15 protein-coding genes are annotated in these 14,322 nt (G+C 64.0%); 12 read left to right on the forward strand and 3 right to left on the reverse strand.

Features of this window, described 5'->3' with window-relative positions; translation table 11 throughout:
* Positions 1-457: 457 nt before the first annotated feature.
* Positions 458-709, forward strand: coding sequence for a hypothetical protein (locus NKH90_RS33100; RefSeq protein ID WP_352823437.1), 252 nt, complete (start codon positions 458-460; stop codon positions 707-709).
* 28 nt (positions 710-737) lie between these two features.
* On the opposite strand, the gene NKH90_RS33105 is transcribed toward NKH90_RS33100, so the two are convergent.
* Entirely contained in the window at positions 738-1,517 is a 780-nt protein-coding gene (locus NKH90_RS33105; RefSeq protein ID WP_352823440.1) for a FadR/GntR family transcriptional regulator, read from the reverse strand.
* A gap of 147 nt (positions 1,518-1,664) precedes the next feature.
* On the reverse strand, positions 1,665-2,660 hold the full coding sequence (locus NKH90_RS33110; protein ID WP_352823443.1) for a sugar-binding protein: 996 nt from the start codon (positions 2,658-2,660) through the stop codon (positions 1,665-1,667).
* Between the two features lie 425 nt (positions 2,661-3,085).
* Between NKH90_RS33110 and NKH90_RS33115 the strand changes: the two genes are divergently transcribed.
* The 11 genes from NKH90_RS33115 to NKH90_RS33165 all read left to right on the forward strand — a co-directional run bounded on the left by NKH90_RS33115 (position 3,086) and on the right by NKH90_RS33165 (position 13,440).
* Positions 3,086-3,826, forward strand: coding sequence for an ATP-binding cassette domain-containing protein (locus NKH90_RS33115; protein ID WP_023675804.1), 741 nt, complete (start codon positions 3,086-3,088; stop codon positions 3,824-3,826).
* A 34-nt stretch (positions 3,827-3,860) separates the two neighbouring features.
* On the forward strand, positions 3,861-4,859 hold the full coding sequence (locus NKH90_RS33120) for an ABC transporter permease (protein WP_352823447.1): 999 nt from the start codon (positions 3,861-3,863) through the stop codon (positions 4,857-4,859).
* Between the two features lie 314 nt (positions 4,860-5,173).
* Positions 5,174-6,001 carry an AraC family transcriptional regulator gene (locus NKH90_RS33125; protein ID WP_023675803.1) on the forward strand — a complete coding sequence of 276 codons (828 nt, stop codon included), beginning with the start codon at positions 5,174-5,176 and terminating at the stop codon, positions 5,999-6,001.
* Between the two features lie 106 nt (positions 6,002-6,107).
* Positions 6,108-6,557, forward strand: a complete 450-nt coding sequence (locus NKH90_RS33130; RefSeq protein ID WP_352684795.1) for an SRPBCC family protein — start codon at positions 6,108-6,110, stop codon at positions 6,555-6,557.
* Positions 6,558-6,569: 12 nt separating this feature from the next.
* A complete protein-coding gene (locus NKH90_RS33135; RefSeq protein ID WP_352823452.1) occupies positions 6,570-7,364 on the forward strand; it encodes an FAD binding domain-containing protein in 795 nt (264 codons plus the stop codon).
* Between the two features lie 49 nt (positions 7,365-7,413).
* On the forward strand, positions 7,414-7,896 hold the full coding sequence (locus tag NKH90_RS33140) for a (2Fe-2S)-binding protein (protein WP_352823455.1): 483 nt from the start codon (positions 7,414-7,416) through the stop codon (positions 7,894-7,896).
* Between the two features lie 14 nt (positions 7,897-7,910).
* Positions 7,911-9,278: a xanthine dehydrogenase family protein molybdopterin-binding subunit gene (locus NKH90_RS33145; RefSeq protein ID WP_352823458.1), complete on the forward strand. Its 1,368-nt coding sequence runs from the start codon at positions 7,911-7,913 to the stop codon at positions 9,276-9,278.
* 1 nt (position 9,279) lies between these two features.
* Entirely contained in the window at positions 9,280-10,284 is a 1,005-nt protein-coding gene (locus NKH90_RS33150; protein ID WP_352823461.1) for a xanthine dehydrogenase family protein molybdopterin-binding subunit, read from the forward strand.
* A gap of 9 nt (positions 10,285-10,293) precedes the next feature.
* Entirely contained in the window at positions 10,294-11,190 is an 897-nt protein-coding gene (locus NKH90_RS33155) for an AAA family ATPase (protein WP_352823464.1), read from the forward strand.
* Positions 11,191-11,416: 226 nt separating this feature from the next.
* Positions 11,417-12,553, forward strand: a complete 1,137-nt coding sequence (locus NKH90_RS33160; protein ID WP_352823467.1) for a vWA domain-containing protein — start codon at positions 11,417-11,419, stop codon at positions 12,551-12,553.
* Positions 12,553-13,440 carry an amidohydrolase family protein gene (locus tag NKH90_RS33165; RefSeq protein WP_352823470.1) on the forward strand — a complete coding sequence of 296 codons (888 nt, stop codon included), beginning with the start codon at positions 12,553-12,555 and terminating at the stop codon, positions 13,438-13,440. Before NKH90_RS33160 ends, NKH90_RS33165 begins: the two co-directional genes overlap by 1 nt.
* A gap of 213 nt (positions 13,441-13,653) precedes the next feature.
* Here the strand turns inward: NKH90_RS33165 and NKH90_RS33170 are convergent, their stop codons facing one another.
* The gene (locus NKH90_RS33170) at positions 13,654-14,061 is read right to left on the reverse strand and encodes a carboxymuconolactone decarboxylase family protein (RefSeq protein WP_352542966.1); all 408 of its coding nucleotides are present in this window, start codon (positions 14,059-14,061) and stop codon (positions 13,654-13,656) included.
* Positions 14,062-14,322: the final 261 nt, after the last annotated feature.

Here is a 14,322-nt window from a genome sequence, read left to right on the forward strand (position 1 = left end):
CCGGACATATGGACGCAAGCGATCGAAAACGACGCAAAACAACCGTTGCAGGCAGGGCGCCGTCCACATATGGATCCCAGGGTCTGCGCCGCGTCGCTTCGCTCCTTCCTTCGCCCAGGGATGACGAAGGGAGGGTTTCGGCTAATCTCCTAAATTTGCGATTTGCGACTAACGGGAATGATCGACCTTCGTTGCTGGTTGACCCGACTTACACGCAGTTGGCCGAGAAACGATCGAATCAGCGCCGAAACCGGCCGATAACGTCGGTATTGGCGAGAAGTCTGTGCACCAAAGCACGCGCACTTCCGATCGGAAGAAGCCAAAAACAAAAAAACCGCCTCGGCGGGCGGATCGTTGGAGCCAATTGGCACCATACCCAAATTAGTAGCATAGCTGCCGGCACAAAGCAAGAACAAAATACGCCCCCGGTCGCACAAAGCTCAACGGTGTCGACGTCATGCCGGCCAAGGATGCGAAAAATGCAGACGATCTAAGCGCATGGGCAATGCGCACGGCGCACTATTTTTCAATCAACGCCAGCGCCGCCCCTAACCGCCCTGCCGGGCACTTCTCCCCGTATAGTGACGGGGAGAAGGACGCTTTCGCTGATGATTTCGCCAACTATTTCCATTGCAAAGAGTGTGCCAAGATCGCGGCCAGCCCCTTCTCCCCGTCACTATACGGGGAGAAGGTGGCGGCAGCCGGATGAGGGGCGGCGCCGGACTTTGCGTTATAAATCACCGCCGCGACCGGCCGATAACGTCGTCGGTGTTGGCGAGAAGCCTGTGCACCGCGGCACGGGCTGCAACCGGCCGCTGCAGGCGGATGTTCTTCTCGATCGCCTCGTGCAGTGCCTGCGCCCGCCGCTGATCGCTGGTCTCGCGGGTGACGAACTGGAACAAATGGTCGAGCGCCGATTCGATCAGCACGCCGAGCGGCACCAGCAGATCGTTGCCCGAGGCCCGCAGGATGGCGAGGTGAAATCGCGTGTCGGCGCGCGTTCGCTCCTGCAGATTGGTCGCCTCGGCCATCTCGCGGCAGGCCTGGCTGATCTCGGCCATCTGCTCGTCGGTGCGCCGCATGGCGGCAAAGGCGCTGGCCTCCGGCTCGATGATGTGGCGGAATTCCTGCACGGTCCTGAGGAACACCTCGCGGTCCGGCGAGGTCGCATACCAGGCCAGCACGTCGCGATCGAGCAGGTTCCAGCGCTCCTTCGGCTCGACCCAGCTGCCGATCTTCGGGCGTGACGCCAGCAGGCTCTTCGCCATCAGCATTTTTATGGCTTCGCGCACCGCCGAGCGGCTGACGTCGAAGGTCTCCGACCATTTGGCTTCGTTGGGCAGGATGGTTCCCGGCGGATAGTCGCCGCGCACGATCCTGAGCCCGATTTCATTGGCGAGCGAGGCATGCACGCTCGAGCCGGGAAAGTGTGCGGCGTCGGCACGCCGAACGCCGGCCGGCCGCTCAGCCTCTGCCTTGAATTTGGCGGGTCGCTTTTTTGATGTCGCGTCCGGCATTGGTATTCCCCGGCAGCTGCTTGTCGAAAGCCTGAACTCAGGGCACGGCAAAGCAGCGGCCTACGCTCCAAAGCAGCGTCGCCTCGTGCGTTTTGTATGGACAGTGCGAACGGGGCGCCCGTCGAAGGGCGCCCCGAAATTGCGAACCTACTTCTGGATGCAGGTGTCGACGGTGTCCTTGGTGCATTCGTCGAGGCCGGTGAACACCGGATCGGCGACCGGCTTGCCGCCGACCAGGTCGATCATCACCGAGGGCGCCTTGTAGCCCATCTCGAACGGCCGCTGGCCAACCAGCGCGGTCACCAGTCCGTCACGGGCAATCGCCACCTCGTCGCCGATCGTGTCGGCGGCGCCGATGACGAAGGCGTTGCTGGCGATCTTGTCAGCCATCGGCTTGAACAGGTCGCGGTAGGGCTGCGGAGCGCCGAACAGCGGCCAGCCGCCCATGATGCCGAAGGCGTCGAGATCGGGATTGGCGGCGAGGATGTCGGTCATCGCCTGCACGCCCTTGGCGCCGTCGTCATTGGTGAACACCGGGCAGCCGGCAACTTCCGTCCAGCCGCCTTCGCCCGCCAGCGCCGCGAGGCCGTCCTTGCCCGACAGCGCGTCACGCATGCCCTGCGCGCGGCGCAGGATGTTGTCGGCGGCCGGATTGCCTTCGATGGTGCAGATCTTGCCGCCATTCGGCTTGGCCTTCTTGATGTATTCGCCGATCTTGTGACCCATCAGGTAGTTGTCGGTGCCGAGATAGGTCTTGCGCAGCGCCGCATCTTCCTTGCTGAGGTCGGCGTCGAGGGTCATGATCGGGATCGACGGATTGGCGCTTTTGATCGTCTGCGCGATCAGCGGCGCGTTGGACGGCGAAATCGCCATTGCCACCGTATCGGGCTTGCTCAGCATGTCCTGGACGATCTGGGCTTCACCGGCCTCATCCGAGGTCGATGCCGGTCCGGTGTAGAAGCACTCATATTCCGAGCTGGCGTTTTCCTTGTTCCATTTCTCGCAACCCTGGTGGATGGCCTCGAAGAATGGATTGTCGAGACCCTTCACGACGATGACGAGCTGTTTCTTGGCCATAGCCGGCCCGGCACCCAACGCCATGACGGCAGCGGCAGCGGCAGCGAGCAATAGTGATTTCCTCATGTCAGTCCTCCCTTTGAAACAAACGGACACGGCGTGCCCGCCACACACAGATCGACCCGGAGCAAGATGACAGAGGACGTCGCACTCGTGTCGCCAAGCCAGGTCGATAAGCATTTTCATATTCAGTCTCAGACCGGCACCGACAGATATCGCTGGTTACCAAATCCCTGACCGACAAACCCTCACCGATTCCTTCCGGCAACCCGGGGCTCGGCGCAAGCTCCTCCGACACTTAGCTAATATCGCCTTGTCACCGACGTCAATGCTATTTGTCCTACAAAACTGATTTTTCGAAAGAAGCCGTGGTTGACGCCAAGGAGGCTTATGCGTAAATGGGCAAAATCGCTGCTTCCGGGAGGAACTGGGGAGAGCGAAAGGCCGCGGCAGAACCGCAGGCCGCAAAGCACGGGGAGGCAAGAAGGCTGGTGGCGGTTCTCGAACTCACCAACATCTCGAAGCATTTTGGCGCCATCCAGGCGGTCAACGACGTTTCGTTGTCGATCGAGGCCGGACAGGTTGTCGGCCTGATGGGCGACAACGGCGCCGGCAAGTCGACGCTGGTCAAGATGATCGCCGGCAATTTCCCGCCGAGCCATGGCACGATGCAAATGGACGGCAAGGAGCTGATCCTGCACAAGCCGGTCGAGGCGCGCCAGCACGGCATCGAAATCGTCCATCAGGACCTGGCACTGTGCAACAATCTGACGGCCGCCGCCAACGTCTATCTCGGCCGTGAATTGCGCCGCGGCCTCGGGCCGCTTCGCATCCTCGACTATGCGGCGATGTACAAGCGTGCCGGCCAGATCTTCGCCGAGCTGAAATCCGAAACCCGCCCGCGCGACCTGGTCAAGCAAATGTCGGGCGGCCAGCGGCAGGCGGTGGCGATCGCCCGCACCATGCTTTCGCAGGCCAAGATCGTGCTGATGGACGAGCCGACGGCGGCGATCTCGGTGCGCCAGGTCGCCGAGGTGCTGAACCTGATCCGCCATTTGCGCGACCAGGGCATCGCCGTCGTGCTGATCAGCCATCGCATGCCCGACGTCTTTGACGTCGCCGACCGCGTCATCGTCATGCGGCGCGGCCGCAAGGTCGCCGACAAGACGATCGCATCGAGTTCGCCGGAAGAAGTCACCGGGCTCATCACCGGCGCCATCGAACAGGTATGATTGACGCCTCAACTATGAGTAAAAAAGGTCGATAATGGCAGTCACCCTTGATCAGACGATCGCGCACAAGCAGCACACCATGCTGAGCAAGGTGTTTGCCAGCCAGACCTTCTGGGTGGTGATCGCGGTCATCCTCGCCTGCCTGTTCCTGTCGGTGGCCACGGATTCCTTCGCCACGACGAAGAACCTCTACAACATCACCCGCAACGTCACCTTCGTCGCCATCGTGGCGCTCGGCATGACCTTCGTCATCATCACCGGCGGTATCGACCTGTCGGTCGGCTCGGTGCTTTGCCTGTGCTCGATGGTGCTGGCCGTGACCATGCATGCCGGCTACGGCATTGAGATCGGCATTGGCGCTGCGATCGCCACAGCGCTGATCATCGGCGCCTTCAACGGGGTTCTGATCGCCTATCTCGGCTTTCCGCCTTTCGTGGTGACGCTCGGCATGCTGTCGATTGCGCGCAGCCTAGCCATGGTCGCCTCCAACAACACCGTCGTCTTCCAGTTCGGGCCGGATCACGACAAGCTGCTGGCGCTGGGCGGCGGCGCCTGGGTGTTCGGCATCGCCAATCCGGTGCTTTACATGATCGTGCTGGCGTTGATCACCGGCTTTGTGCTGCGCTGGACGAAATTCGGCCGGCACATCTTCGCCATCGGCGGCAACGAGCATGCGGCAACGCTGACCGGCGTTCCGGTGCGCCAGATCAAGGTCGTCGTCTACATGATCTCGGCAATGGCGGCTGGCCTTGCCGGCATCATCCAGACCGGCTGGCTGGGCGCGGTCACCACCAATCTCGGCAACGGCATGGAGCTTCAGGTGATCGCCGCCACCGTCATCGGCGGCGCCAACCTGGCCGGCGGCATGGGCACAGCCTTCGGCGCGGTCGTCGGCGCGGCGCTGATCGAGGTCATCCGCAACAGCCTCGGCCTGCTCGGCATCAATGCCTTCTGGCAAGGCGTGTTCATCGGCGGCGCCATCCTGCTCGCCGTGCTGTTCGACCGCATCCGCAATTTCAGGCGCAACGACTGACGTTCAAGCGCAGCCTCCCCCTTCTCCCCTTGTGGGAGAAGGTGTCGCCGAAGGCGACGGATGAGGGGTGCTCCAGTTTGGCATCGCCTCATTTCTTCCAGCACCCCTCAACCGTCTCGGCGCTAGCGCGCCGATCCACCTTCTCCCACAGGGGAGAAGGGGACGCGCTCCTATCGCCGGGTCTGATAATCCGCCGCTGCGGCGCATGGCCGGCGCCCGGACGTACACATCCGTCTTGACGCAAGCCCGAACTGCGCCGCACAATCGCTCGCAGCAGGCGAAGGGAGGCCAGTCGCCTGCGGGAGGATATACCCATGACGGAAGCGATCAGGCTCTACTGGGGCCGGTTCGGACATGTTTCTGTCCTGAACGTCGCCAGCGACTTCGTCACCCACGCCCATGTCGAGGCGCATATCATCATCTGGCTGGAAGGCACCGCCGGCGAGATGACCATCGGCCGCGAGACGGTGCGGCTTGGACCGGGCACCGCCGCCGGCATCAATTCCTTCCAGCCGCACAGCCACGCTCTCTCCCGCGACGGCACGCCCGGCCTGTTCCTCGCCTTTTACATCGATCCGGACTGGGCACGGAAACGCCGCGAGCTGCCTTCCGCCGCGCCGCTGTTCTCCGCCCCGGCGATCACGCTCGAGCCTTGGCTGCACAAGGCAGCGGCCAACCTCCTCGACCATCTCAGCGACAATGAGAGCATCGACGACATCGCCAATTACGAGATCGAGCGCTTCATCGACAGCGTGCTCGATGCGGCCGATGCCTCCGCACCGCAGACGGTGCGCACCCGCATCAACACCATGCAGGATTTCCGCGTCCGCAAGGCGATCCAGCTGATGAAAGCCAATGTCTGCGAGCGCATCTGCTTCGACGACGTGGCGCGCAGCGTCGGCCTGTCGCGGCCGCATTTCTTCGCCCTGTTCAAGGAACAGACCAATCTGACGCCCAACGTCTATTGGAACACGCTGCGCATGGAGGAAGCCGTGCGGCAGTTGCAGTGGTCGCAGGAGCCGCTGATCTCGGTCGCCTGCAATCTCGGCTTCACCACGCAAGGCAATTTCTCGCGCTTCTTCCGCGACCATGTCGGCGTCCCGCCGACGCTTTACCGCGAAGCGGCGCGGGCGATCAGCTGAGCGCCCGTTTTTCAGACTATTTGATAGGCGTTCAAGACGCATTGATAAGCGCCGCCGAGCCTGCCGCCCTACCCTCCCAGGCAGCTGAGTTGCGAGGGAACGTTCAATGGCGAAAGTCACCATCTCCAGCGTCATCGACGCGCCGGTCGAAAAGGTCTGGGCGCGCATACGCGACTTCAACGGCCTGCCGACCTGGCACCCGCGCATGGTCGAAAGCCATATCGAGGACGGCAAGGATGCCGGCACGATCGGCTGCGTGCGCAATTTCCAGCTCGCCAGCGGCGCCCGCCTCCGCGAAAAGCTGCTCGACTTCTCCGACGAGAACTTCCTCGTCAGCTACGCCATCCTGGAGACGCCGCAGCCGCTGACCAACCACAAGGCGACGCTGCAGTTGCGGCGGGTGACCGACGGCGACCGCACCTATGCCGAATGGACCGCCAGCTTCGACGCGCCCCCAGAGGAAGCCGACAAGCTGGCCGAAGGCATGGGCGCCAACGTCTTCCAGGGCGGCTTCAACGCCCTGAAGGCCCATTTTGCCGGCCAGAGCCAGGCGTAAAGGGAGCGTTCCATGACGCTTGCATTGCAGACTTTCCCGACGGTGAAGGACGCCGGCGCGGCGCTGAAAGCCGCCGGCGCCCGCTATCTCGGTGGCGGCACGCTGGTCGTGCGCGCCGTCAATGAAGGCGACGTGTCGATCTCCGGTTTCGTCAGGTCGACCGACCCGGCGTTGTCGGCCATCACCGTCTCCGGCGGCGAGGTCCGCATCGGCGCTTCGGTGACCATGGCGGCGGTCGCCCGTCACCCGGATCTCATCCCGCTGGCCCACGCCGCGCGCGCCGTCGGCGGCCCGGCGATCCGCAACATGGCGAGCGTCGGCGGCAATCTCTTCGCGCCAACGCCTTACGGCGATTTCACCGTTGCGCTGCTGGCTTTGGATGCAACTGTCAGCACCGATGACGGCGAGCTGCCGATCGAAACCTTCCTGGCGAAACGCGAAAGCAACCACGCCATCGTCACTGCGGTCGGCTTCACGCTTCCGAAGGAAGGCGGCTTTCGCTTCCTGAAAGTGTCGAGGGTCAAGCCAAAGGGCATTTCGGTGCTGAGCATCGCGACCGTGCTGGAGCACGCGCCGGACGGCACCGTGTCGTCAGCGCGGATCGCGTTCGGCTGCATGGCCGACCGGCCGATCCGTGCCAGGGCGGCGGAGAAAGCCTTGATTGGCCGCAAACTCAGCAGCGACGGCATCGCACCGGCACTGGCCGCTGCCCGCCACGGCACTTCGCCGCCAACCGATCCGATCGCCAGCGCCTGGTATCGCAACGAAGTCCTGCCGGTCCATCTCGGCCGGCTGCTGCTCGCCTGAAAGACCGTGGCGCGTATGTCCGCCTGGCTGTGGCGCAAGGAGTAAAAAGATGGCAAAGGTCCCGGTTCAGTTCACGCTCAATGGTGCGGAGAAAGCCGAGTTCATCGACAGCGGCACGACGCTGCTTCATGCGTTGCGCGACAAGATCGGCGACACCTCGCCAAAGGGCGGCTGCCATCAAGGCACCTGCGGCGCCTGCTCGGTCATCATCGACGGCGAGCTCAGGCTGTCCTGCCTGACGCTGGCCGAGACCTGCAATGGCGCAACTATCGCCACGACCACGGGGCTTTCGGAAGGCGGCGTGCTGCATCCGCTGCAACGCGCTTTCCTCGACGCCTTCGCCACCCAATGCGGTTTCTGCACGCCGGGCATGATCATGGCCGCCAAGGTGCTGCTCGACCAAACCCCGAACCCCAGCCGCGAGGATGTGGTCGAGGCACTGTCGGGCAATATCTGCCGCTGCACCGGCTACGAACCGATCATCCAGGCGGTGCTGACCGCCGCGTGCTCCAATTCTCAGAACGCGGCTTGAGGGGAGTCAAAAAGATGGAACTCCGCAAGAGCTACTTTGCCGACCAGCGCAAGGACGATCTGCACGAGATCGGCCAGCCGCGGCCGCGTTCGGATTCGCCCGGCCATGTCACCGGCAAGACCGCCTATTTCGCCGACCGCAATTTTCCCGGCATGCTGCACCTGAAGATGGTGCGCAGCCCGCATCATCACGCCCGCATCCGCAGCATCGATACGTCAGAGGCGGAAAAGCACCCCGGCGTCGTCAAGGTGCTGACCGCCAAGGATGTGCCGCACAATGTCTACACCATCCTGATCCTGATCCAGATCGGGCCGGAGGACGAGACGGTGCTGGCCGACGGCAAGGTGCGCTGGAAGGGCGAGGCGGTGGTGGCGGTGCTGGCCGAGACCGAGCGCGCCGCCCAGGAAGCCGCCGCCAAGGTCAAGGTCGACTACGAAGTGCTGCCGGCTGTCTTCGACATGGACGAAGCGCTGAAGCCCGGCGCGCCGATCGTCAACGAATATCACGGCCGGAATTATTACCTCTACGATAGCGGCGAATGCCGCAAGGTGCGCTTCGGCGATGTCGAGGCAGGCTTCGCCGAGGCCGACCACGTGCTCGAACAGACCTACCAGTCTTCACCGATCGAGCATGCGCCGACCGAAACGACCGGCTGCATCGTCGCGCCGGAGGGCAACGACCGCTTCACCTGCTACACCAACACGCAGGCGATGTTCTTCACTCTCGATAACGCCTCGATCATCCTGCAGATGCCCGGCAACAAGCTGCATTTCGTCGGCGGCACTGTCGGCGGCGGCTTTGGCGGCAAGGTCGACGTCATCGTCGAGCCGATTGCCATCCTTGGCGCCAAAATAACAGGACGACCGGTCTGTTTTATCTACAGCCGCGAGGAAGAGATGCAGATTTCCTCGCCGCGCGCCGCCGAGAAAGTCGTCATCAAGGACGGCGTCATGAACGACGGCCGCATCGTCGCGCGCAAAGTGACCGGCTACACCGACGCCGGCGCCTATTCGCGCCATTCGCCCTACGGCGCGCAGAAGGGCGCCGGGCATTATCCCGGCCCGTATACGATCCCGAATGTCTGGATCGACACCTACTGCGTCTACACCAACCGCACCCCGTCCTCGGCGATGCGTGGCTTCGGCGTGACGATTGGCGATTTCGCGCTAGAGGTACAGATGGACAAGCTCGCCCGGCTGATCGGCATGGACCCGCTCGAATTCCGTTTCATCAACGCCTATCGCGATGGCGACATGAAAGCACATCGGCAGCCGACCGAGGGTGCTGCGCTGATCGAGTGCATGCAGGAAGCCTCGCGCGCCGCCAACTGGCCGGTGGCAGAAAAATTCATGGCGATGTCGTCTTACGCGAAGGGAGTTTGAGATGGCGATCAGGCGCGGACGCGGAGTCGCCGCGATCAATTATCCGACCGGCATGAATCTCGGCGGCGACCCGACGCAGGCGCTGGTGCATTCGACGCCGACCGGCAATTTCATGGTCACGCTGTCGAGCGTCGACCTCGGCCAGGGCATGAAGCAGATCATGGCGCAGATCTGCGCCGAGACGATCGGCGTGCCGACCGACCGTGTCGTCGTCGACACCGCCGACACCGACACCGGCCCGCACTGCATGGGCACCTTCGCCTCGCGCGGCACGCACCGCGCCGGCAACGCCGTCATCCAGGCGGCCAGGGAAGCCCGCCAGGTGATGCTGGAAGTGGCGGCCGAGGAGCTGGAGGTGAATGCCTCGGACCTCGAGACCGATGGCCAGGGCAACATCCTGGTCAAGGGCGCGCCGCAGAAATCGATCTCGATCTTCGATGTCGCGCTGTCGGCGCATTTCAAGCGCGGCCGTTCGATTTCCGGCCGCGGCATGTTTTTGATCCCGCGCTCCTATCCGGAGAAAGAGACCGGCGCGATGAAGCCCTCGACCTGCTATGCGCACGCCTGCACAGTGGCCGATGTCGAAGTCGACGACGAGACCGGCGAGGTCACCGTGCTGACGGTGAAGAACGTGTTCGAGATCGGCCGCGCGCTGAACCCGAAAATGGTCGAGCAGCAACTCGTCGGCGGCTCGTGGATGGGCATCAGCCATGCGCTCTACGAAACGACCGAGCCCTATTATCCCAACCGCGATCATGGCGGCACCGACTTCAACCAATATCTGATGCCGGGTCCTGGCGATCTCGCGCAAACCGAGATCATCGTGCTGGAACGGCCCTCGGCGGACGGGCCGTATGGCGCCAAGGGGCCGGGCGAAATGTGCGCCAACCCGCAGATCCCGGCGGTCGCCAATGCCGTCTTCGACGCCGTGGGCGTGCGCATCGACACGCTGCCGATCACGCCGGAGCGCATCCTGCGGGCGCTGAAGGCGCAAGCCCCGAACTGAGTGCTGGAAATGCCCAAGAGAAGCGCCCGGACTTCAAGCGCAGAGACAGTCGCGACCTCGCCGGAGGCGGTGGCGTCCCGCCTCGCCGCCTCGCACTATCTCGCCGATGAAAGCCTGGCCACCGCAATCTTCCTGGCGATCCGGCTGGGCAAGCCGCTGCTGCTCGAAGGCGCGCCCGGCGTCGGCAAGACCGAAGCGGCGAAGGCGATAGCCGAACTGCTCGGGCGCGATCTGGTGCGGCTGCAATGCTATGAAGGCATCGACGCCGCACATGCGCTATACGAGTGGAACTACCAGCGCCAGCTGCTCGCCATCCGCCATGCCGGCGAGCACGAGGTCGACATCTATGACGACCGTTTCCTTATCGCGCGGCCGCTGCTGCAGGTGCTGAAGGCACCGGAAAAACGCGTGCTGCTGGTCGACGAAATCGACCGGTCCGACCATGAATTCGAAGCGCTGCTGTTGGAATTCCTGTCCGATTTCCAAATCAGTATTCCCGAGCGCGGCACCATTCGCGCGACGGCGCAGCCGATCGTCATCCTGACCTCGAACCGCACCCGTGAACTGGCGGAAGCGCTGCGGCGGCGCTGCGTCTATCACTGGATCACCTATCCCGACGCCATTCGCGAGGCCGAGATCATCATGCTGCGCGCCGGCGACGTCGCCGAGGCCACGGCCCGCGCCGTGGCTTCCGCCGTGCGCGACATCCGCGCGCGTCCGCTGGCCAAGCCGCCAGGCATCGCCGAGGCGGTCGAATGGGCCAACGCCGCCACCATCCTCGAAAAGGGCGGCAGCCCCTGGCCGGAAGCCTTCCGCCGCGCCATCGGCGTGCTGATCAAGGATGAGGAGGACCTTTCCTGCATCGCGCCCGAGCTCGGCAAGATTGTCGAGGAGGCGCTGGCGTGATGCACGATCGAAGCGCGCTAGCGCGATACCCCAGGGCTAGTGCGCGACGCTGGCGGGACAGCGCCCCCCTCTGTCCTGCCGGACATCTCCCCCTCAAGGGGGGAGATTGGCAGCTTGGGCGCTCCGCTCAATTCTGCAACGTTGAAGATTGGCGAAAGCCGGCGAGATGTCTGATCTCCCCCCTTGAGGGGGAGATGTCCGGCAGGACAGAGGGGGGCGCGAAGGAATGATGCGTCCGGAAAGTTTGCCCCGTGCGACCACGCCGTTCCTCGGCTTCGCCCGGCTGCTCCGCCGCTATGGCTTTGCTGTCGCGCCGGAGCAGGTCTCCGGCTTCATGCAGGCAGTAACCCTGCTCGGTCCCCGTTCGATGGCCGACATCCGCGAAGCGGCCCTCGCCACGCTGGCGCCGCCGCCCGACCGCCGCGACGAATTCGAGGCGCATTTCCGGAGCCATTTCTATGGGGACGCCGCGGCGCTGGTCGAAGGCGAGGCCGACGAGGAAACCCGGATCAAGGACGATGGCGGAACGAGCGAAGAGGAAATCGAAGTGCTCCGCCAGGAGGAAGGCGGCGAACTGTCTTCGGCCAGCGAACAGTTGAGCGTCCGCGAGTTCCAGCGCGACAGCGACGGGCTTGCCGCCTTCCGCCGCAAGCTCGCCACCGCTTTGCCCGCGCGCCGCTCCTTCCGCACCGTGCGCACGAATGCCCGCGGCAAGCTCGACCTGCGCCGCTCGCTGCGCGAAATCGTCAGTGCCGACGGCGATATCCCCTCGCCGCTGCTGCGCCGGCGGCAGACAGTGCCGCGCAAGCTTCTCATGCTGATCGACGTGTCCGGCTCGATGAAGCTCTACACATCGGACTATCTCAAGCTGGCGCATGCGGCGGTGCAAGGCGCCGACCGGGCGGAGGTCTTCACTTTCGGCACACGGCTGACCCGTATCACCTCGGCGCTGCCCATTCGCGACCGCAATCAGGCGCTGGCCCGCGCCGCTGCCCAGGTCGACGACTGGGACGGCGGCACCCGCATGGGACCGACGCTGCTCGCGTTTCTATCGGTGCCGCGCTTCTCCGCTTTTGCGCGCGGGGCGGCGATCATCATCCTGTCCGACGCCCTGGAGCGCGGCGATCATGCCGAGCTGGAGACCGCGATGCGCCGGCTGAGCGCCCGCGCCTTTCGGCTTTCGCTGGCGACGCCGCTGGCCGGCGATCCGCGTTTTCGGCCGGCCACGGCAGCACTTCGCGCCATCCTGCCGGTGCTCGACGACCTGGTCGACGGCTCGTCCATCGCGGGCCTCACAGAGTTCATCCTGTCGCTCGCCCGCCCCGCCCCGGCGGCCGCGGCAATCTGGAAGAGGGTTTCGTGATGCAGAAGGCGATCGACGCGCATTTCCACATCTGGCGCCAAAAGGACCAGCCATGGCTGGTCGGGCCGATGGTGCCGCGCATCTTTGGCCCTTACGAGCCGATCCGCCGCGACTATCCGATCGAGGAATTCCTCGCCGACCAGCAAGGCTCGGGCGTCGAGAAGGCGGTCTATGTCCAGACCAACTGGGCCAAGGAGGATTTCGAGAACGAGGTCGCGTTCCTGCAGAAGACCGCGGAAGAAACCGGCTGGCCGCACGCCATCGTCGGCTATGCCGACATGACCGTGGACGACGTGCGTTCCCGGATCGACCGGCTGATCAAATACCCTCTGCTGCGCGGCGTGCGCATGCAGCTGCACTGGCACCAAACGCCGGCCTTCCGCTTCGCCGCCTCGGCCGATCAAGTCATCGACCCGAAGGTGCGGGCCAATGTCGCGCGGCTCAAGCATTACGGCCTGTCCTTCGACCTGCAGCTTTTCCCCGCCCAGATGAAGGATGGGCTGACGCTCGTCGGCGAGAACCCCGAGACCAATTTCATTCTCACCCACGCCGGCATGCTGACCGACATGGAGCCCGAAACCACCGAGGCCTGGAAGGCAGGCCTGCGCACGCTGTCAGCGGCGCCCAACCTCTATGCAAAGCTGTCCGGCCTCGGCACCTTCGTCCACCGCAACGACCCGGCGCTGATCGGCTATATCGTCGACAACGCCATCGACATCCTCGGCAGCAACCACCTGATGTTCGGCTCGAACTTCCCGATCGAGAAACTGTGGACCAGCCATGCCGAGTTGATCAAGGCGCATCGGGAAGCGGTGGGCAAGCACGGCACGGCGGCCGAGGCGGATATCTTCTGGAACACTGCGGCGAAGGTTTATCGGCCGGTGTAGCGCGCATCCCTTCTCCCCTTGTGGGAGAAGGTGGATCGGCGCGTAGCGCCGAGACGGATGAGGGGTGCTGGAAGAAACGCGGCGGAGAAAATCCCAGCGATTTGAAGCACTTACGTCTCCAAGGCCGCGATCCGTCCAGCACCCCTCATCCGACCGAGCTTCGCTCGGCCACCTTCTCCCACAAGGGGAGAAGGGAAGGCGCCGCGCCTCACCTCACCGCACCTCGAACTGCGGATCGACCGGTATCTGCATCGCGGTGACCATCTGGTTGGTCTGCCCGGCCAGCCCGATGATCGAGACCAGTTCGCCATGCTGCGCATCGGTCATGCCCTTGGCCCGCGCTGTCGCCGTATGCGAATGGACGCAATAGGAGCAGCCATTGGCGGTCGAGACGGCGATATAGATCATCTCCTTGGTCAGCGGATCGATGGCGCTGTCGGCGACCATCACCGCCTTGAGCTGTTCCCACACCCGCTTCAGCGACGCCGGATCATTGGCCAGCCCGCGCCAGAAATTGTTGACGAAATCGGATTTGCGCGTCGCACGGATGTCGTCGAATACCGCCTTGACCGCCGGGATTTTTTCCACCTCGGCATCGCTCAGAAGTTTCGTCGTGGCCATGGCTTGGTCCTTTCGTTTGGATCGTTATGCGAGGTCGTTGAATCAGGTCGGGAGAAAAGGCGGCTAACCGCCTTGGATGAATCAGCAATTGACGCGCTGAGGCAAGACCGTAAGGCTGGCCGAGACCCCTCACCCTCGTCATCCCTGGGCGAAGCAGGAGCGAAGCTCCGTCGCGGAGACCCTGGGATCCATATGTGGACGGCGCCCTGCCTGCAACGGTTGTTTTGCGTCGTTTTCGATCGCTTGCGTCCATATGTCCGG

This window comes from Mesorhizobium sp. M0898 (assembly GCF_040319695.1).
Taxonomy (GTDB): Bacteria; Pseudomonadota; Alphaproteobacteria; order Rhizobiales; family Rhizobiaceae; genus Mesorhizobium.